This window comes from Enterobacter cloacae complex sp. OE43NF, from assembly GCF_023544405.1.
Classification (GTDB): domain Bacteria; phylum Pseudomonadota; class Gammaproteobacteria; order Enterobacterales; family Enterobacteriaceae; genus Enterobacter; species Enterobacter cloacae.
Window position 1 is genome coordinate 16425 of the sequence record NZ_JAMJFW010000037.1, and the last position, 20344, is coordinate 36768.

Below are 20344 nucleotides of genomic sequence, written 5' to 3' on the forward strand. Positions count from 1 at the left end.
GGTGGTATGAGAACGATTAAGGGACCGGGTATTTTTCTGTCGCAATTTATTGGTGTGAATGCACCGTTCAACAGGCTCGACGGGCTAGCGGGCTGGGCGGCAGCGATGGGCTATAAGGCGGTGCAGATCCCCTGTAACCATCCGGCTATTTTTGATGTGCAGAAAGCGGCGGAAAGCCAGACCTATTGTGATGACCTCACCGGCACGCTGGCGGAGCACGGGCTGGTGATCAGCGAGCTGTCGACCCATCTGGAAGGCCAGCTTGTGGCGGTAAACCCGGTGTACAGTGACGCGTTTGACCACTTCGCCTCTGCAGCCGTACGCGGCAATGACGCCGCCCGGCAGGCGTGGGCCACAGAAAAACTGAAACAGGCCGCTGTGGCCTCGGCGAGATTAGGCCTGAAGGCGCACGCCACCTTCTCCGGCTCGCTGGCATGGCCGTTTTTCTACCCGTGGCCGCCGCACAATGAGCAGCGTTTTCAGGCGGCGTTCCAGGAACTGGCAACCCGCTGGCGCCCGATTCTGGACGCCTTTGACGAGCAGGGCGTGAACGTCTGCTTTGAGCTGCATCCGGGGGAAGATCTGCACGATGGAGTGACCTTTGAACGTTTTCTGGCGCTTGTTGATAACCACCCGCGCTGCAACATTCTCTACGACCCAAGCCATATGCTGCTCCAGCAAATGGACTACCTGACCTTTATCGACATCTACCATGCGCGTATTAAAGCGTTTCACGTGAAGGATGCCGAGTTTCGCCCCAACGGGCGCAGCGGCGTCTACGGTGGCTACCAGCCGTGGCTCAACCGGGCCGGGCGGTTCCGCTCACTGGGGGACGGGCAGATCGACTTCAAAGGCATCTTCAGCAAGCTGACCCAGTACGACTACGACGGCTGGGCGGTGCTGGAGTGGGAGTGCTGCCTGAAGGATGGCGATACCGGCGCGAGGGAAGGCAGCGAGTTTATCCGCCGCCACATCATTCCGGTCTCCGGGCGCGCGTTTGATGATTTTGCCGCAGGGGGTAACGATGATTAACGTCGGCATTATCGGCAGCGGGTTTATCGGCCCGGCGCATATCGAGGCGCTTCGGCGTCTCGGGTTTGTGCAGGTGGTGGCGCTCTGCGACGGTACGTTTGCCGAGGCGCAGGCAAAAGCGCGTCAGCTTAACGTGCCGCACGCCTTCGACAGCGTGGAGGCGTTGCTTGCACATCCGGATTTACACGTGGTGCACAACTGCACGCCAAACCATCTGCACGCGGAGATTAATCGCCAGATCCTGCGCGCGGGAAAGCACGTATTCTCCGAGAAGCCGCTGTGCATGACCCCGGGCGAAGCGCGTGAGCTGGTAGCGCTGGCGGAGCAGGCAGGGGTGATCCACGGCGTCAGCTTTGTCTATCGCCAGTTTGCCATGGTGCGCCAGGCCGCAAGCATGATGAGGGCGGGTAGCATCGGGCGGATCTTCGCCGCGCACGGCAGCTATCTGCAGGACTGGATGCTGCTGGAAACGGACTACAACTGGCGGGTGGATGCGGCCCTGGGCGGTGCGTCGCGCGCGGTGGCGGATATCGGCTCGCACTGGTGCGACACGGTGCAGTTTGTTACCGGGCGGCGCATCATCGAGGTGATGGCCGATTTATCCATCGTCTGGCCGACGCGCAAGGCAAACGTGGCAGGCAATCACACCTTCACTCATGACGAAAACGCGCAGTATGAAGACAAGCGGGTCACCACCGAAGACGTTGGCTCAGTCCTGTTCCGCTTTGACGACGGCAGCAAAGGCTGCTTTAGCGTTTCGCAGGTGAGCGCCGGGCGCAAAAACCGTCTGACGTTTGAAATCAACGGCAGCGAACGGTCGGTGGCATGGGATCAGGAGGTGCCGCAACAGCTGTGGATTGGCCATCGTGCACAGGCCAATCAGACGCTCAGTGACGATCCGGGTCTGATGAACCACGATGTGGCCGACAGCGCTCACTTCCCCGGCGGGCACATCGAAGGCTGGCCCGATGCGTTTAAAAACATGATGGCGCAGTTTTACCGTGCCGTGCACGCCGGCGTGATGCCCGAACGGCCGGCGTTTGCGACGTTCCACGACGGGGCGAACGTGATGTATATCATTGATGCCATTGTGAAAAGCTATCAGCAGCAGCGCTGGGTTCGTGTGCAAGCGTAACGCGTTGCCCGGTTCGCCGGGCAACGAATTTATGGTAGCCTGCATAAAACGTTAACCGCAGGAAGTGCCGTCGCTATGTCAATTCAGAAAATCGCTCAGCTTGCCGGGGTGTCCGTGGCAACGGTCTCGCGCGTGCTTAACAACAGCGATACCGTGAAGGCGAAAAACCGCGAGCGCGTCCTGCAGGCCATTAAAGAGAGCAATTACCAGCCCAACCTGCTGGCACGCCAGCTGCGCACCGCGCGCAGCTATATGATCCTGGTGATGGTCTCGAATATCGCCAACCCGTTCTGTGCCGAAGTGGTGAAGGGCATTGAAGAGGAAGCCGAGAAGAACGGCTACCGTATTTTGCTGTGCAATTCCGGGTCTGATATCGAACGCTCCCGCTCGGGGTTAAGCCTGCTGTCGGGCAAAATCGTCGACGGTATTATCACCATGGATGCCTTCTCAAAATTGCCTGAACTTGCCGCCCTGATCGGCTCCGCGCCGTGGGTGCAGTGCGCCGAATACGCCGATGCCGGAACGGTCTCCTGCGTGGGCATCAATGATGTGGACGCGTCACAGCATGCCATCAGCCAGCTTGCCAACGGCGGACGCAAACGTATCGCGATGATCAATCACGATCTCAGCTACAAATATGCCCGCCTGCGCGAACGCGGCTATAAAAGCGTGCTCCACCTGCGGGATCTGGATTATCAGGCGGTGGAATATGCCCGCGATCTCAGCTCCAGCGCGGGCATGGCGGCGATGCAAAATCTGCTGAAGGACAACCCGCCGGATGCGGTATTTGCGGTGTCCGATACCCTTGCGGCAGGGGCGCTGCGGGCCATACAGCAGGCGGGGCTGCGCGTGCCGGAGGATATCGCGGTGGTGGGATTTGACGGTACGGAGCTGGCGGAGATGATCTCGCTGACCACCATTGAACAGCCTTCGCGGGATATCGGGCGCAAGGCAGTCGATCTGCTGTTGAATAAAATCGACAACCCGGATGCGCCCACGGAGAGGGTGATGCTGGACTGGCGCTTTATTTCCCGCGCCAGTACCTGATTATTGTGCGATGCCGCCCGCCAGGGAGCGAATATCGTTCCCGGTGGGGGACTGATGAATACGCAGACCAAATTCATCCACCACGGCAAAAATATGGTCGAAGATGTCAGCCTGAATCTCTTCATATTCCGCCCAGACCACCGTGTTGGTGAAGGCATATATTTCAATCGGCAGACCATTTGCGTCAGGCGCCAGCTGGCGCACCATCAGCGTCATATCTTTACGAATACGCGGGTGGTTACGCAGATATTCATTCAGGTAGGCGCGGAAGGTGCCGATATTGGTCATCTTGCGCAGGTTTAATACCGATTCCCCTTCACCGTTTTGCTGATTCCACAGGTTTATTTCCTCATGACGCGCGGCCAGATAAGGCTTCAGCAGTTTCGCCTGAATCAGCTTCTGCTGCTCCTGCTCGTCGAGGAAGTGAATGCTGGTGGTGTCGATATTCAGGCTGCGCTTAATGCGTCGCCCGCCGGAGGCAGACATGCCGCTCCAGTTGATGAACGCGTCGGAGACCAGCGCCCACGTCGGAATGGTGGTGATGGTGTTATCGAAGTTGCGGACTTTAACCGTGGTGAGACCAATGTCCGTCACCGTGCCGTTAGCGCCGTATTTCGGCATCTCCAGCCAGTCGCCGAGCTTGAGCATATCGTTAGCGGAGAGCTGAATACCGGCGACCAGCCCCAGAATAGGGTCTTTAAACACCAGCATGAGTACCGCTGCCATGGCCCCCAGGCCGCTTATCAGAATGGCGGGTGACTGGCCGATCAGTAGGGAGATGATTAAGATCCCCACCAGAATGGCGCTCACCAGCTTGATCCCCTGGAAGATCCCCTTCAGCGGCAGCTGTGAGGCGGTCGCCATTTTCTGCGACAGATTAAAAATCACGTCCAGCAGCGAGAAGAAAGAGAGCAGGGCATACACCATCACCCACAGCTTCGCGCAGGTGGTGAGCATTTCCGCTGCTTCGCTACCTTTTTGCAGCCACAGTACCGCCTGAACGTTGACGATTATCCCCTGAAGGGTAAACGCCAGGCGGTGAAATAACTTGTTCTGCGTAATGATCTGCAACCATAAATGGCTGCTGGCCTGCGCGCGTTTCTCGAAAGCGCGGAGCACCACTTTGTGCAGAATAAAATGAACAATGATGGCGGTAAGAAAAATAATACCAAAGATAATCACTAACGAGGTGGTGTGATTAATTTCAATCCCTAACTCTTCAACCTGAGCAATTAATTCCTGCATAACGTCTCCTGTATTGATGCAGCCCCATAATGGCGGCTGCGGATCTATTATGCAAATTCGCGGCTTATTTGGTGGCGTGGCAGGTTTTTACCACAGGCAGGCACAGACGATGGCGCATACGTAACGTTGCCAGCCCCAGCACGATCATCATGCCGGTTTCCACGGCGAGGAAGACGTTAATCGCCTGGGTGTAATCGCCGTGGTGATTTTGCAGCGCGTGCAGCAGGATCGCACCAAAAATCGCCGGGCCAAGCCCCAGGGCGGCCTGCTGCAGTGTACTTAAAATCGCGCTGGCCGCCCCGGCATCGTCAGGCTGAATGTCGCGCATCCCGATGCGGTAGAAGCTGTTGACGATCAGCGCCTGCCCATAGCCAACCAGCCCGGTTGCCGGTGCCAGCGTCAGCGCCGTGTTGTCCATGCCCCAGAGACGGAAGGTAGCAATCAGCGCCAGCAGGCCGATAATCTGAATCGCCAGCCCGGTCAGCAGAATCGAGCTGGTGCTGTAGCGGGCAATCAGACGCGGGGCAAACCATGCCGATATAAAGTAGGTCACCCCCAGGGCGATAAAACTGTTCCCCGACTGCCACGGTGCCATTCCCAGACCGGTTTGCATGGTCAGCGCCATACAGAACATAAACCCGGACCAGACGCTGAAAAAGAGCAGCGCAATCAGCACGCCAAAGCGGATGCTGCGAAGCTGCATCAGACGCGGCGGGATCAGCGGATGGGCATCCTCACGCTCTTTTTTACGGGCATTTAAGACCATCAGATACCCCAGCGGGATAATCGCCATCAGTGCGGCATTCAGCGGCCAGGACCAGTGCCACTGCGGGCCGAGGGCCATCGGAAACAGCAGGCAGCAGAGAATGACGGCCAGCAGGACGGTGCCCGTCCAGTCAATGCGCGACGGGGTTTCGCGACGGGTTTCCGGCACATAGCGACGACTCAAGCCCAGAACCACCAGACAGATGGGCACGTTGATAAAGAAGGCGTTACGCCAGCCCAGCCCGGCGATATCTGCCGACACCAGCCAGCCGCCGCCCATCTGCCCGACGATAAACGCAATGCCGCCGATACCGCCAAACAGGCTGATCGCTTTCGCATGGGCCGTGCCTTTTAGCGTCACGTGCAGCGTGGCGAGGATTTGTGGCACGATCAGCGCCGCTCCTGCGCCCTGAATGATGCGCGCGGCAAGCAGTTGCTCAATGGTTCCCGCCATTCCGCACAGCAGCGACGCCAGGCCAAAACTTGCCACGCCCCACATAAACAGACGACGGCGCCCGAGGTTATCCCCGAGCTTGCTGCCAAGGGCAAGGCAGACGGCGAAGGCCACGCCGTAGAGCGCGACAATCAGCTCCAGTTCGGTGGCGGTGGCGTGCAAGGAGTGGGTGATAGCGTCCAGCGCCACGTTGGTGATCGAGGTATCAATCAGCGGCAGCATCTGGCCGGTTAACAGCAATATCAGGCCTGCGCGACCCGGTGAAACAACTGACGTATTCATGGTAACTCCATTGCGTCATTCAACAGATGGTCGTAGCATCAACGATCTGATAAACGGGTACCAGTTCTTGCTTATACTGGTACTGGCACTACCATGCAGGGGGAGTTATGGCGCTGATGTCTGAACCTGTTGTCTCACTCAAGGACGACACGCGAAAACAGCTGGGGGCATTTTTACGCGCCCGGCGTGAGAGCCTTGATCCACAGCGTCTTGGATTGCCGCGCAGCGGCCGCCGTCGCACGCCGGGGCTGCGCCGTGAAGAGGTGGCTTTGCTGGCTGACGTGGGTGTGACCTGGTACACGTGGCTGGAGCAGGGCAGAGATGTTAATCCCTCCAGCACCGTGATGGCGGCAGTGGCAAAAGCGCTGCAATGCACCCCGACCGAGACGCGCCATCTGTTTGTGCTGGCCGGATTGCCGCCGGGTGAAGCGCCACAGGCGACGGGCTGCGAGGGGATCAGCGAGGGCACGCGTCGCCTGCTTGATACCCTCATGCCGAAACCCGCCAGCATCCAGAAACCCAACTTCGATATCGTGGCGTGGAACGACAGCTTCGGGCACTTAATGGGCGTCGATTTCAATGCGATCCCGCCGGAAGATCGCAACTGTATTTATCTTTTCCTCACCCATCCCGCATGGCGTGCGCGGCTTGGCAAGCGTGACGACGTGCTGCCGATCTTTGTCTCCTATTTCCGCGCGGCGATGGCCGAGCATCGGGGCGATCCGCTGTGGGAAGCGAAACTGGCGCGTTTCTTTGCGGTGTCTGAAGAATTTAAAACCCTGTGGCATCAGCGCAACGACGTGCGCGGAGTGGAGAACCAGCTCAAGCTGTTTACCCATCCTGAGCTGGGCGAGTTTACCCTGCAGCAGATGTACTGGTACTCTGCACCGCGTAATGGATCGCGGCTACTGGTCTATCTGCCGGTGGATGACGCGGGGGAGCGGGCGATGGAATGGCTGGCGGAGCAGGCAAAATGAAGGTAACCCGAAAACAGGAGCGGCTTTTGCGCCGCGCGCTCAACGAGTGGCAGCAGGAAGGCACATTAAGCGCTGACGAGCATCAGCGTCTGGCGGGCACCTTGACACGCGTCACCATGGACTGGCAGCGGCTCAGCCGCTATGCCTTCTGGACGGCGCTGGCCTGCGTGATCATCGCTATCGGCAGCCTGTTCTCCGACAGTGAATTGATGGCGCGCATTATTGCATTCTTCTCTTTCTCCTCCATCGCACGCATCGGGCTGCCTGCGCTGGTTGCCGTGCTGTTTTATCTGTGGGGCTTCAGCCGACAGCGGCGTGAAACCCAGTGGCATTACAGCACTGAAGCCATGCATTTTCTCGGCGTACTCTTTACCGCCATCGCGCTCTGGCAACTTGGGGAGCGTCTGGATAACGGCAGCGGCCATATCGCACCGCTGTTCCTGGCGGGATGTGCGGTTTACGGGCTGGTGGGCTTCTTTGGTCGCTCTGGCCTGGTGTGGCTGTTTTTCCTGCTCTCACTCGGTAACTGGTTTGGTGCGGAGACGGGCTATATGTCCGGCTGGGGCGCCTACTGGCTGGGAATGAACTACCCGGTACGCTTTATCTTCTTCGGCGGTGCGCTGCTGGCACTGTGCTGGCTGCTGCGCGGAAGGCTGCAGGCGCGCCATCTATACACGACCAGCAAAGCGATGGGGCTCACGTATCTGTTTGTCGCCCTGTGGATCATGTCGATTTTCGGCAACTACGATATCGATAACTGGTATGGCGTTACGCAGGCTTCGCTGCTGCCGTGGGCGCTGCTGTTCGCCGTGGCGGCGGTGCTCTGCATTTACATCAGCCTTAAAACCGACGACGGCATGCTGCGCGGTTTTGGCCTGACCTTCCTCGGCATTAACCTCTACACCCGCTATTTCGAATACTTCTGGGACGGGATGAACAAAGTGGTGTTCTTCCTGCTACTCGCGGCGTCGCTGGCGGTGATTGGGCGCTATGCAGAACGAATCTGGCACGCCGGGATCCAGCGTGCCAGTACTGATTAGCACTCAGTCACAATCGTGCTCAGCGGTAGGCGAGATTTTGGCAGCGTGGCGTTGAAATCTTCCACGCTGTGATGCCCAACCGGCACCACCACCAGGCTGGTGAAACCTTTCTCTTTCAGGCCGAACTCTTCGTCGAGGATCGCGGCGTCGAAGCCTTCAATCGGTACCGCATCCAGGCCCAGCGCAGCCACGCCCAGCAGGAAGTTACCCACGTTCAGATAAACCTGTTTCGCCATCCACTGGTCGTCATCTTTCAGATCCACACGGTGCATGTCAGCGAAGTAGGTACGACCTTTATGGTTCGCCGCTTTAGCTTCTGGCGTGTTGAAACGGCCATCGGCCTCTTCCTGATCCACCACGCGTTCCAGCCAGGCATCGTCCATCGCGGTTTTTGCGCAGAACACCACCACGTGAGAAGCGTCCAGCATTTTGCGCTCGTTGAAGACGTAAGTGCCTGCGGCAGATTTCGCCACGCGAGCTTTACCTTCCTCGGTGCTGGCGACAATAAAGTGCCACGGCTGGGAGTTGGTGCTGGACGGGCTGTATTGCAGCAGGGTTTTGATCTTTTCCGCTTCGTCTGCGGTCAGTTTTTTAGCGGGGTCGAACGCCTTAGTGGAGTGGCGTTTCAGGGCGACAGAAATAATATCCATAACAACTCCTGGTAATGAAATTCGCCCGCACGCGGGCGCGAAAGGAGAGCAGATTACAGCGAGACGCGGAAAAAGATAAGTGCGATTCGAGCGCTTATACTGTTCGTCTCAGACGAACAATCAAACCGGTCTGATCCACTTCTGGTCTTTTTTCGGCAGCTTATCCACCACCAGATTCCACGAGTCATTGATGAGATCGGTCACCAGCTCTGGCGTAACGTCGTCGGTACCGTAGAGGGAAATCCAGTGTTTTTTATTGAGGTGATAGCCCGGTTCCACCCCGCGATAAATCTGCTGGTTTAACAGCGATTTTTCCGGGTCTGACTTCAGGCTGACGTGGGGCCGTCCATGTACGGTGCCCATCAGCATAAAAATTTTTCCGCCTATCTTAAACACATCGTATTCCGGCCCAAACGGCCAACAGTGTTCGGTGAAAGGCAGCTCCAGCGCCACGCGTTTGGCGTGCTCCTGCAGGGATTTACTGTCCATCGCTCTCTTCCTGGGCAAGCCCGCGCCACATAACCTCAAACCCGAGCGCTTTAAAATCGACGGCGCGAGAAGGATCGCGGGTGGCAAATTCCATTGTGGATTCGGCAAGCGATAAGAAAAGCGCATCGCCAAAGGTTTTAAACTCATCGGACATAAATACCTGGCGCACCGAGCGGCGGCAGAGTTCATGCAGCTCCGGGAACATCTCTTTCACCGCCAGTTCCGTTTCGGCGCTCAGCTTTTCACTCACGCCTATCTGGCGGATTGCCGCATGCGCAACGGGGTTACGAATCCCCCAGTCCACATAGCTGTTCCAGATGTTTCGCGTATGCTCTTTCGGTGTGGTAAGGCTGCGATCCAGATTAGAGAGCATTGACTGACAGAGGTCCTGCTTGAGGTGCAGGTAGAGGGCATTCAGCAGATCGTCTTTGGTAGCAAAGTAGCGGAACAGGGTACCTTCGGCGACGCCCGCTTTACGGGCAATTAACGCCGTTGAGGCGGCAATACCTGACTGCGCAAATGCCGCGGTTGCGGCGTCCAGTAAGGCCTGTTTTTTATCTTCACTCTTCGGACGTGCCACTAAATTTTTCCTCCTGTCAATTGTAAAAACCCTGATTGAAACACGTGCTTTGACCCGCTGCAACGCGGAATGTCAAAGATCGAAAACGTCTTGACGACTTTATCATCATATCTATAATGAGTGCTTACTCACTCATAATCAAGTTCAGCCCGCGCAAACCATCGGATGGGGCGCGTTTTCGGGTCAGGATATGAAAAAGTCCCTCTTCATCTGCGTGGTGTTCGTCATGATTATTGCTTCAGCCGCGAGTTTACCGTTTGTTCTGAATGCCGGATTTGGCCAGCCACCGCAGGGTGCGCAGCTCACGGAAGTGGAGGCCTCGCCGCAGTATCGCGACGGCAAATTCCACAATACGTTGCCCACGCCAGGCTATAACGGCGACAAAAATATGCTGGTGGCGATGTGGGAGTTCCTGACCAAAAAGACCGAAAACGCCCGTCCTGCACAGCCGCTGCCGCTGGTGAAAACCGATCTCGCGAGCCTGCCGCGGGAGCAAGAGACGCTGGTGTGGCTCGGTCACTCCTCCTGGTATATGCAGCTGGCGGGGAAACGGATCCTTATCGACCCCGTTCTCGGGAATTACGCCGCGCCGTTTTCATTCCTCAACAAAGCCTTCGCCGGGGAGTATCCCTGGCAGGCGATCAGCATGCCGGAGATCGACCTGCTGATCATTTCGCACGATCACTACGATCACCTGGATTACGCCACCATCACGGCGCTGCTGCCAAAGGTGAAACGCGTGGTCACTCCGCTGGGCGTGGGATCGCACCTGCGTTACTGGGGAATGAAGCCGGAGATTATTGAAGAGCGCGACTGGAACCAGTCGGTGCGCATCAGCGAGGCGCTGACGGTGCATGTGCTGCCCGCGCGTCACTTCTCCGGGCGCGGCATCAAGCGCAATCAAACCCTGTGGGGCAGTTTCATGTTCGTTACGCCCGAACAGAAGATTTATTACAGCGGCGATTCAGGTTACGGGCCGCATTTTAAGGCCATCGGCGAGCTGTTTGGCGAAGTGGATTTAGCCATTATGGAAAACGGTCAGTACGACCAGGACTGGAAGTACATCCATATGCTGCCGGAAGAGACGGCGCAGGCCTCGGTGGATCTGAACGCGAAAGCCGTGGTGCCGGGACATAACGGGCGCTTCGTGCTGGCGAAACATACCTGGAACGATCCGCTGATCCAACTGGCAAAAGCCAGCAAGGACAAAAATTATCGGCTGTTGACACCCGCGCTGGGCGAGCCTGTCCGGGTGAGTGATCCCACGCAAACATTTCGTGAGTGGTGGGAATAATGATCAATCAGGAAGCTGAAGGGGAGAGCAGTATGACCATTTCCGCTCAAGTCATCGACACTATCGTCGAGTGGATCGACGATAACCTGCACCAGCCATTACGTATCGAAGAGATTGCCCGCCATGCGGGTTACTCGAAATGGCACCTGCAGCGGCTGTTTATGCAATACAAAGGGGAGAGTCTGGGGCGCTATATCCGTGAACGCAAACTGCTGCTGGCGGCGCGGGATCTGCGCGAATCAGACGCCCGGGTGTACGACATCTGCCTGCGTTACGGGTTTGACTCGCAGCAGACCTTCACCCGCATCTTCACCCGCACGTTCAACCAGCCACCTGGGGCGTATCGTAAAGAGAACCACAGCAGGGCACACTGAGCTGTTTTGCCCGGTGGCGGTTTCGCCTGACCGGGCCTGCATCACGCTTACGACGCCAGTGAAAACCAGCGGCGCCAGACGAAACGCAGCACGAAGAATTCGATGGCGCCGAGCAGTAAGAACCACACGCAGAACAAAATGGTGTAGAGCTGGTTAAGGTCGACCATGTGGAAGGTCTGAACCAGCTTCTGCGCCAGCACCAGCCCGAGAGAGGGGGCCGGTAGCAGCAGGCACGAAAGCAGGGCCAGCAATAAAATGCCGCCCGCAGTGAGCAGCGATTCTAACGGGTGTTTCATCGTAATGTTAATCGTCAGTTAAAAATGTCATTGTCCGGCATCCCGGAACGTAAAGCAATATAAACCCGCCCACCCGGTTTCACTGAAATAATCACCGCTTATCAGCTTCTTATTCGTAAAATAAAAATAAATCCTCACGCGCGATTAAAAGAATAGCGCGTTATGTCAATTAATGTCTGGATTACGAAAATAGTTTTACAAAGGAATAGGTGCTATATCCAATTAACGTTGCAATAACAATGGCTGCGATAATGTATAACGCCAGACGGCGTCCGCGATAAATACCAAACATGGTTCCTCCTCGTTTAAAGTTGGTTTAGAAATATTTTGTAAAAATTGGCTCATCGAAATAGTTTTATGCAGTTTTGAATAACCGAGAAGTCATTATATTGCGGTAGATCAATTTTACTCGCAAGACTTTAAAATGAATTTATTTTAGCCCGAAAGGAATTCAGGCTTCAGTTCACCGGATATTGAAGGAAAAATACGATGACCGAAAAAAAATTGTCCCCGAACGTGCCGCCTTCCGGCGGGCTGGCATACCAGCAGACCGTAGAGCAGGTGCTTGCGCACACCCAGAGCCAGGCCAGGGGTCTGGAGCGTGCAGAGGCGCAGGCGCGTTTGCAAAAACATGGCCCGAATGCGCTGCCGGAGAAAAAAGGTAAACCCGCCTGGCTGCGTTTTTTAGCCCATTTTAATGATGTTCTGATTTATGTCCTGCTGGCCGCAGCCGTATTAACGGCAATAATGGGCCACTGGGTCGATACGCTGGTTATTTTAGGCGTGGCGGTGATCAATGCGTTAATTGGTCATATTCAGGAAAGCAACGCGGAAAAATCGTTGAAGAGTATTCGTAATATGCTCTCCAGCGAGGCGCGCGTTATTCGCGATGGCAACCATGAAACAATACCCACAACTGAAATAGTTCCGGGCGATATTATTGTTTTACGTGCGGGGGATCGTATTCCCGCAGATATGCGCTTAATCGAAGCACATAATTTACGCGTGGAAGAGGCGATTCTCACCGGCGAATCAACGGTGGTAGATAAACACACCAACCCGCTGAACGGTGAACTGCCGCTGGGCGATCGCACTAACCTGGTCTTCTCGGGCACCACCGTGAGTGCGGGTGGGGGGATCGGCGTGGTGATTGCCACCGGGCAGGAGACCGAGCTTGGCCACATCAACCAGATGATGGACGGGATTGAAAAACACCGCACGCCGCTGCTGGTACAGATGGACAAGCTGGGCAAGGCTATCTTCGCCATTATTCTGGCGATGATGGCGGCGCTGTTTATCTTCAGCCTGGTGTTCCGCGAGATCCCAATGGGCGAGCTGCTGCTCTCGCTGATTAGCCTGGCGGTGGCGTCCGTACCGGAAGGTCTGCCGGCGATTATCTCCATTATCCTCTCGCTGGGTGTACAGGCGATGGCGCGCAAGCGGGCGATTATCCGCAAGCTGCCAACGGTTGAAACCCTGGGGGCGATGACCGTGGTCTGCTCGGATAAAACCGGCACCCTGACCATGAACGAAATGACGGTGAAGGCCATCATCACCGCTGACGCCTGCTACCGCGTGGACGGCAACAGCTACGAGCCGGTGGGCAACATTTACCTGGAAGGCAGTGACGAGCCGATGCAGATCCAGCCGGACACCGTGCTGGAGCAGTACCTGCGCACCATCGACCTGTGCAACGACAGCCAGCTGATTCAGGACGAGCGCGGACTGTGGGGCATCACCGGTGGGCCGACCGAAGGCGCGCTGAAGGTGCTGGCGGCGAAAGCCCACCTCGCGCCGGTGATGACCACGTTGATTAACAAAATCCCGTTCGACTCGCAGTACAAGTACATGAGCACCCACTACCAGATTGGCAGTGAGGAGCAGATCCTGATCACCGGCGCGCCGGATGTGATTTTCGCCCTCTGCGCACAGCAGCAGACCCGCAACGGTGCGCAGACGTTTGACCGCGCGTACTGGGAAAGCGAGATGGAGCGCTATGCGCGCCAGGGACTGCGTATGGTGGCCGCAGCGTTCAAACCGGCAAACGGCGAGCAGGCGCTGACGCATGACGATCTCAGCCACGGTCTGATCTTCCTCGGTATCGCCGGGATGATGGATCCACCGCGCCCGGAAGCCATTGACGCCATTAACGCCTGCCAGCAGGCGGGGATCCGCGTGAAGATGATCACCGGCGATCACCCGCAGACGGCAATGAGCATTGGCCAGATGCTGGGGATCACCAATAGCGAGCAGGCGGTGACCGGCTACCAGCTGGAGAAGATGGATGACACCGAGCTGGCGGACGCGGCGGTGAAGTATGACATCTTCGCCCGTACCAGCCCGGAGCATAAGCTGCGCCTGGTGAAAGCGCTGCAGGATAAAGGCGAGATCGTCGGCATGACCGGCGACGGCGTGAACGATGCCCCGGCGCTGCGTCAGGCGGACGTGGGTATTGCGATGGGCATCAAAGGCACGGAAGTGACCAAAGAGGCGGCGGACATGGTCCTGACGGACGATAACTTCGCCACCATTGCCAGCGCGGTAAAAGAGGGGCGTCGTGTCTACGACAACCTGAAGAAAACCATTCTGTTCATCATGCCAACTAACCTGGCGCAGGGGCTGTTGATTGTGATTGCGCTGCTGGCGGGGAACATCATTCCGCTCACGCCGGTACTGATTCTGTGGATGAACATGGCAACCTCCGCCACGCTCTCCTTCGGTCTGGCGTTTGAAGCCGCCGAGCGCAACATCATGCGCCGTCCGCCGCGTCAGACCGGGCAGCATGTGATGGACGCGTATGCCGTGTGGCGCGTGGCCTTTGTGGGCACCATGATTGCCATCGCCGCCTTTGCGCTGGAAGCCCTGCTGGCCCCGCGCGGTCACAGCGCGGAGTTCATCCGCACCGTGCTGCTGCAGATGCTGGTCTGCGCCCAGTGGGTGTACATGATTAACTGCCGCAATACCGAAGGGTTCTCCCTGAACCGTGGCCTGCTGGCAAACAAAGGGATCTGGCTGGTGACCGGCGTGCTGTTCCTGCTCCAGGCGGCCATCATCTACCTGCCGTTTATGCAGATGCTGTTCGGGACGGAAGCGCTGCCGCTGCGCTACTGGTTCGTAACGCTTGCGGTAGCGGGCGTGATGTTCTTCGTCGTCGAAATCGAGAAGCGACTCACCCGCAGGTTCCGTAAGGCTGCATAACCTTTTGCCCTCACCCTAACCCTCTCCCACAGGGAGAGGGGACCCTGACCTCCCTCTCCCGTTGGGAGAGGGCCGGGGTGAGGGCAACAACCCTGAGGTACTCCCATGAAATTCCCACTCCTGTTCGCACTGTTTACCTTCACCCTGCCACCTGCCTTTGCCGCCGCCATTCCTGTTCGCGTTGCCACCGTGGAACAAACTACCCACGCTGCTGAGCGCCAGATCCCGGGCCGCATCGAGGCGATTCACACCGTTGAGCTGCGCGCACGCACGGAAGGCGTGATAACCAAAATCAACTTCCGCGACGGGCAATATGTGAAAAAAGGCGACGTGCTGTTCGAACTGGATGATGCCGAGCCGCGTGCTGCCGTGCGTCTGGCCCAGGCCGAGGTGACAAGCGCTGAAGCGACGCTGCGGCAGGCGCAGCAGCAGCTCTCCCGTTTTGAAAGCCTGGGCAACAACAACGCCATCAGCCGCCACGATGTGGATAACGCCCGTATGCAGCGCGATGTTGCCCGCGCTGCGCTGGAACAGGCGAAAGCCCGGCTGGAAACCCGCAACGTGACGCTGGGGTACACGCGCATCACATCACCGATTGCCGGGCGCGTGGGGCACAGCAACTTCCACGTCGGCAGCCTGGTCAACCCCGCAAGCGGCGTACTGGTGGATGTGGTGCAGCTGGATCCGATCCGCATTGCTTTTGCGCTGGAAGAGGGCGCGTTTGCCGCTAAAGTCGGCAAGCATAACGATCTCCGCGCCATGAAGCAGGCCTGGCAGGCGTTAATTGACAACAACGGCCAGCGTATCGTCGGCGAGCTGACGTCGGTGGACAACCGCATCGACCCGCGCACCGCCAGCGTGATGCTGCGCGCCGAATTCGCCAATCCACGCCATCAGCTGCTGCCCGGCGGCAATGTGAATGTTTTTCTGCGGCCCGCCAGCGCAACGCCGGTTATGACGCTACCCGCCGCTGCCGTACAGCAGAATGACGACGGTTTCTTCGCCTGGGTGGTCAACGCCGACGGCAAGGCGGAAAAACGTCCGCTGACGGTCGCCGGACAGATCGGGCAGCAGTTCCAGATCGCCTCTGGCGTACAGCCTGGTGAGCGAGCGATCGCTGACGGCGTGCAGCGTGTTCAGCCCGGCGCTGCCGTCCAGATACTGAATTAAGGAGCCATCATGCTGACGTTTTTCATCAAACGCCCGCGCTTTGCGATGGTGATTGCGCTGGTCATTACCCTGTTGGGGGCTATCGCGCTGAAGCTGATCCCGGTGGAGCAGTATCCGCAGATCACGCCGCCGGTCGTGAATGTGTCAGCGTCATGGCCAGGGGCCAGCGCGGCTGACGTGGCCGAGGCCATCGCCACGCCGCTGGAGACCCAGCTTAACGGCGTGGACCACATGCTGTATATGGAGTCCACCAGTTCGGATGAAGGCACCTACAGCCTGAACATCACGTTTGCTGCCGGGACAGACCCGGATCTGGCCGCCATCGACGTGCAAAACCGCGTGTCGCAGGCCACGGCACAGCTACCGGCCGAGGCACAGCAAAACGGCGTGCAGGTGCGCAAGCGCGCCACCAACCTGATGATGGGGGTAAGTCTTTACTCACCGGAAAACACCCATACGCCGCTGTTTGTCAGCAACTACGCCAGCACTCAGGTGCGCGAGGCGCTGTCCCGTTTGCCCGGCGTCGGGCAGGTGCAGATGTTTGGCGCGCGCGACTACAGCATGCGCATCTGGCTGCGGCCCGATCGCATGAACGCGCTCAACGTCACCACCGACGACGTGGCGCAGGCGCTGCGCGAGCAGAACGTGCAGGGCGCGGCAGGCCAGGTCGGTACACCACCGGTCTTTAACGGCCAGCAGCAGACCCTGACCATCAACGGGCTGGGGCGACTGAACCAGGCAGAAGAGTTTGCCAACATCATCATCCGCGCGGGCGAGATGGGGCAACTGGTGCGCCTGCAGGACGTTGCCACCATCGAACTTGGCTCGCGCAGCTACAGCTCCGGCGCGCAGTTGAACGGACATGACTCCGCCTACCTCGGCATTTACCCCACTCCGTCTGCTAACGCCCTGCGCGTCGCCGGGGCGGTGCGTGCAGAGCTGGAGCGTCTCTCGACGCGCTTCCCGGACGACCTGGTTTATGAGGTGAAATTCGACACCACCACCTTCGTGGCTGCCACCATTAAAGAGATTGGCGTCTCTCTGGCGCTGACGATGCTGGCGGTGGTTGTGGTCGTTTCCCTGTTTCTGCAGAGCTGGCGCGCCACGCTGATTGTCGCCCTTGCCATTCCGGTGTCGCTGGTGGGCACCTTTGCGGTGCTCTACACGCTTGGCTATTCCGCCAACACGCTCAGCCTGTTCGCCATTATTCTGGCGCTGACCATGGTGGTGGATGACGCCATCGTGGTAGTGGAGAGCGTCGAAACGCTGATGTCGGAAGGGCAGAGCCTGACGGCGGCGACCGCGCTGGCGCTGCGCCAGATTGCCGGGCCGGTGATCGCGACGACGCTGGTGCTGCTGGCGGTATTCGTGCCGGTGGCGCTGCTGCCGGGGATTGTCGGCGAGCTGTACCGCCAGTTTGCGGTCACGCTCTCCACCGCCGTAACGCTCTCAAGCCTGGTGGCGCTGACGCTGACGCCCGCGCTGTGTGCGCTGCTGCTGCGTCCGCGTCCGGTGCAGCCCGCGGCGATTTTCCGCGGCTTCAACCGGGGGCTGGAGGCCACGCGTAGCCTCTACTCCCGCATGGTGAGTATATTCACCCTTCGTCCGTGGCTGGCACTGCTGGCCACCGCAGGCGCGGCGGCTGTGGTGGTGTTCAGCTTTATGTCGATGCCTAAAGGCTTCCTGCCGCAGGAAGATCAGGGCTACTTCTTCGCCAGCGTTCAGCTGCCGGAAGCGGCATCGCTGGAGCGCACCGAGGCGGTGATGGCTACGGCACGCGAATTAATTGCTAAACATCCGGCGGTGGAAGACGTGATTCAGGTCTCCGGGTTTAACATCCTCAACGGCACCAGCGCCTCCAACGGCGGGTTTATCTCCATCATGCTGAAGGACTGGAGCGAGCGTCCGCCGCTGGATGAAGTGATGGGTACCCTTCAGCGCCAGCTGCTGGCGCTGCCGGAAGCAACCATCATGACCTTTGCCCCGCCGACGCTGCCGGGGCTGGGCAATGCTTCCGGCTTCGACCTGCGTATTCAGGCGCAGGCGGGGCAGAGTCCGGCGGAGCTGGAGCGCATCACCCGCGAGGTGCTGGTGAAAGCCAACCAGCATCCGCAGCTGAGCCGCGTATTCACCACCTGGAGCAGCAACGTGCCGCAGCTGACGCTGACCGTTGACCGCGAGCGCGCGGCGCGTCTCGACGTACCGGTGTCACGCATCTTCAGCAGCCTGCAGACCGCATTTGGCGGCACGCGTGCCGGCGATTTCAGCGTCAACAACCGCGTCTACCACGTGGTGATGCAAAATGAGATGCAGTGGCGCGAGCGCGCCGGGCAAATCAGCGAGCTGTTTGTGCGCAGCAACAACGGTGAGCGGGTGCGCCTGAGTAATCTCGTGACCATCACGCCCACCGTTGGTGCGCCGTTCCTGCAGCAGTACAACCAGTTTCCGTCGGTGTCGGTGAGCGGTTCCGCGGCGGAAGGGGTGAGCAGCAGCACTGCGATGGCGGCGATGGGCGACATTCTGGCGGAAAACCTGCCAGCCGGCTACGACTATGCCTGGAGCGGCATGTCGTATCAGGAGCAGCAGACCGGCAATCAGGCGATATGGATTGTGCTGGCGGCGGTGGTGATGGCGTGGCTGTTCCTCGTCGCCCAGTACGAGAGCTGGACGCTTCCGGCGAGCGTAATGCTCTCGGTGCTGTTCGCCATCGGCGGGGCGCTGGTCTGGCTGTGGATAGCCGGCTACGCCAACGACGTGTATGTGCAGATTGGCCTGGTGTTGCTGATAGCCCTTGCTGCCAAGAACGCGATCCTTATCGTCGAGTTTGCCCGCGCGCGGCGCATGGAGGGGATAGCAATTGTCGATGCGGCTCGCGAGGGGGCATCACGCCGCTTCCGTGCGGTAATGATGACGGCGGTATCGTTCATCATTGGCGTCCTGCCAATGATGCTGGCGACCGGGGCGGGTGCCCAAAGCCGTCGCATCATTGGTACTACGGTATTCAGCGGTATGCTGGTGGCGACCGTAGTGGGGATCCTGTTCATCCCCGCACTGTTTGTGCTGTTCCAGCGCCTGCGCGAGTGGGGGCATAGCCTTACGGACTCGTCGCCCACAGCTCGCAGTGCTTCTGAACCAGAGAAATAAGCGAGCCGCCGTCGGCGATAAAGTCCCGCATGCGCTGCGCCTCGCTCTTGCCCTGCTTTAACAGCAGGGCAAGTTCCTTAATCGCGCTCGTCGCGCCGAGTTTCTCGGCCGATGGCGCAACCTGCTCCAGCAGCCAGGCAAGATCTTCCGCCACCGTCTTATGCTCGCCGGTATGCACGTCCGTCAGTATGCCCTCAAGCCCGTAGCGACACGCCTGAAAACGGTTAAAGCGATACAGCAGAAAATCCCTCTCCTGATGCTTATACGGCCGGGTGGTCAGCAGCCAGTGGGATGTCGCCTGGATCAGCCCGGCGATATTGATCGCATGGCCGAGCGTCAGCGGCGTATCCATCACCCGCACCTCAACGGTGCCAAAATGTGGGCTGGGGCGGATGTCCCAGTGCAGATCTTTAATGCTGTCGATCATGCTGGTTGAGCTCAGGCGGCGAAACAGCCCCTCGAACTCCTGCCAGTTGTTGACCCACGGCATCTGCCCGTTATCCGGGAACCCGGAAAAGATATTGAGTCGCGAGGAGGCAAACTTTGTGTCTGTGCCCTGCATGTAGGGTGATGCGGCGGCCAGGGCGATAAAGTGCGGGACAAAGCGTGACAGGCCATGCAGCAGATAAATCGCGTCATCGCCGGTCCGGCACCCGACATGCACGTGCTGGCCAAACACCGTCGCCTGTAAAATCAGATAGCCAAAGCGCTCCAGCGTGATGTTGTAGCGCTCGTCATCGCACACCTCCTGCCGCTGCCACTTCTGGAACGGATGCGTCCCGCCGCCGCAGATCTGAATATGATGCTCCGCCGCCGCCCGCAAAATGCTCTGCTGCATCATGGAGAACTGTGCCGCCGCCTGATCGATGTTCTGGCACACGCCGGTGGCAATCTCAAGCATGCTTTCGGTGATATCGTGTTTAACTTCACCGCCTTTGATGTCGTCTTTAACGGCGGCGATAAGCGCGGAAGAGTCCTGGCTCAGATCGTATCCCGGTGGGTTAACCACCTGCAGCTCGAGTTCGATGCCAAGGGTATAGGGTTCAGAGGATTTGAAATCGGGTAAAGGCATGGCGCACTCCGTTGTCTGTCGTGTGTTGAGTATAGACAACGACGTGGCGCTCACTTTTTACAGTGGTATAACTGTTAGCAGGCTTAGCGAAAAGGGGAGT

At 58.5% G+C, this 20344-nt stretch carries 17 protein-coding genes; 10 read left to right on the forward strand and 7 right to left on the reverse strand.

Translation table 11 applies throughout. The features are described from left to right. Positions 1-6: 6 nt before the first annotated feature. The 3 genes from M8370_RS16700 (at position 7) to M8370_RS16710 (ending at position 3214) form a co-directional block, all read left to right on the forward strand. A complete protein-coding gene (locus M8370_RS16700; protein ID WP_058651678.1) occupies positions 7-1032 on the forward strand; it encodes a sugar phosphate isomerase/epimerase family protein in 1026 nt (341 codons plus the stop codon). Then, entirely contained in the window at positions 1025-2167 is a 1143-nt protein-coding gene (locus M8370_RS16705; protein WP_250021427.1) for a Gfo/Idh/MocA family protein, read from the forward strand. The genes M8370_RS16700 and M8370_RS16705 overlap by 8 nt, the downstream gene beginning before the upstream one ends. A gap of 75 nt (positions 2168-2242) precedes the next feature. After that, entirely contained in the window at positions 2243-3214 is a 972-nt protein-coding gene (locus M8370_RS16710) for a LacI family DNA-binding transcriptional regulator (RefSeq protein ID WP_250021429.1), read from the forward strand. On the opposite strand, the gene M8370_RS16715 is transcribed toward M8370_RS16710, so the two are convergent. Then, the gene (locus tag M8370_RS16715) at positions 3215-4459 is read right to left on the reverse strand and encodes a mechanosensitive ion channel family protein (RefSeq protein WP_020689363.1); all 1245 of its coding nucleotides are present in this window, start codon (positions 4457-4459) and stop codon (positions 3215-3217) included. A gap of 64 nt (positions 4460-4523) precedes the next feature. After that, the gene (locus M8370_RS16720; protein WP_045293293.1) at positions 4524-5960 is read right to left on the reverse strand and encodes an MFS transporter; all 1437 of its coding nucleotides are present in this window, start codon (positions 5958-5960) and stop codon (positions 4524-4526) included. Positions 5961-6067: 107 nt separating this feature from the next. On the opposite strand from M8370_RS16720, the gene M8370_RS16725 reads away from it, so the two are divergent. Together M8370_RS16725 and M8370_RS16730 are read left to right on the forward strand one after the other, a co-directional pair. Further along, positions 6068-6937: a helix-turn-helix transcriptional regulator gene (locus M8370_RS16725; RefSeq protein WP_013097685.1), complete on the forward strand. Its 870-nt coding sequence runs from the start codon at positions 6068-6070 to the stop codon at positions 6935-6937. Continuing rightward, positions 6934-7977, forward strand: a complete 1044-nt coding sequence (locus M8370_RS16730) for a DUF2157 domain-containing protein (RefSeq protein WP_095452957.1) — start codon at positions 6934-6936, stop codon at positions 7975-7977. The genes M8370_RS16725 and M8370_RS16730 overlap by 4 nt, the downstream gene beginning before the upstream one ends. Here M8370_RS16730 and nfsB read toward each other — a convergent pair. From nfsB to M8370_RS16745, 3 genes are all read right to left on the reverse strand, one after another. After that, positions 7974-8627: an oxygen-insensitive NAD(P)H nitroreductase gene (nfsB, locus tag M8370_RS16735; protein WP_013097682.1), complete on the reverse strand. Its 654-nt coding sequence runs from the start codon at positions 8625-8627 to the stop codon at positions 7974-7976. The genes M8370_RS16730 and nfsB overlap by 4 nt on opposite strands. Positions 8628-8747: 120 nt before the next feature. Further along, positions 8748-9116, reverse strand: coding sequence for an MmcQ/YjbR family DNA-binding protein (locus tag M8370_RS16740; RefSeq protein WP_013097681.1), 369 nt, complete (start codon positions 9114-9116; stop codon positions 8748-8750). Beyond that, the gene (locus tag M8370_RS16745; protein ID WP_013097680.1) at positions 9106-9696 is read right to left on the reverse strand and encodes a TetR/AcrR family transcriptional regulator; all 591 of its coding nucleotides are present in this window, start codon (positions 9694-9696) and stop codon (positions 9106-9108) included. Before M8370_RS16745 ends, M8370_RS16740 begins: the two co-directional genes overlap by 11 nt. A 190-nt stretch (positions 9697-9886) precedes the next feature. Between M8370_RS16745 and M8370_RS16750 the strand changes: the two genes are divergently transcribed. Both M8370_RS16750 and M8370_RS16755 read left to right on the forward strand, forming a co-directional pair. Next, entirely contained in the window at positions 9887-10990 is a 1104-nt protein-coding gene (locus tag M8370_RS16750) for an MBL fold metallo-hydrolase (protein WP_058651681.1), read from the forward strand. 32 nt (positions 10991-11022) lie between these two features. Further along, a complete protein-coding gene (locus M8370_RS16755; protein WP_014830972.1) occupies positions 11023-11364 on the forward strand; it encodes a RamA family antibiotic efflux transcriptional regulator in 342 nt (113 codons plus the stop codon). A 47-nt stretch (positions 11365-11411) separates the two neighbouring features. Here M8370_RS16755 and M8370_RS16760 read toward each other — a convergent pair whose 3' ends face one another. After that, entirely contained in the window at positions 11412-11660 is a 249-nt protein-coding gene (locus tag M8370_RS16760; RefSeq protein WP_013097677.1) for a DUF1158 domain-containing protein, read from the reverse strand. Between the two features lie 489 nt (positions 11661-12149). On the opposite strand from M8370_RS16760, the gene M8370_RS16765 reads away from it, so the two are divergent. The 3 genes from M8370_RS16765 to M8370_RS16775 all read left to right on the forward strand — a co-directional run bounded on the left by M8370_RS16765 (position 12150) and on the right by M8370_RS16775 (position 19172). Next, positions 12150-14858 carry a cation-transporting P-type ATPase gene (locus M8370_RS16765; protein ID WP_047024294.1) on the forward strand — a complete coding sequence of 903 codons (2709 nt, stop codon included), beginning with the start codon at positions 12150-12152 and terminating at the stop codon, positions 14856-14858. Between the two features lie 105 nt (positions 14859-14963). After that, positions 14964-16028 carry an efflux RND transporter periplasmic adaptor subunit gene (locus M8370_RS16770; protein ID WP_038418855.1) on the forward strand — a complete coding sequence of 355 codons (1065 nt, stop codon included), beginning with the start codon at positions 14964-14966 and terminating at the stop codon, positions 16026-16028. A 9-nt stretch (positions 16029-16037) separates the two neighbouring features. Next, on the forward strand, positions 16038-19172 hold the full coding sequence (locus M8370_RS16775) for an efflux RND transporter permease subunit (RefSeq protein WP_250021431.1): 3135 nt from the start codon (positions 16038-16040) through the stop codon (positions 19170-19172). Here the strand turns inward: M8370_RS16775 and M8370_RS16780 are convergent. Beyond that, on the reverse strand, positions 19123-20244 hold the full coding sequence (locus M8370_RS16780) for a YbdK family carboxylate-amine ligase (protein ID WP_023620415.1): 1122 nt from the start codon (positions 20242-20244) through the stop codon (positions 19123-19125). The two genes, M8370_RS16775 and M8370_RS16780, sit on opposite strands and share 50 nt — an antisense overlap. Between the last annotated feature and the right edge of the window lie 100 nt (positions 20245-20344).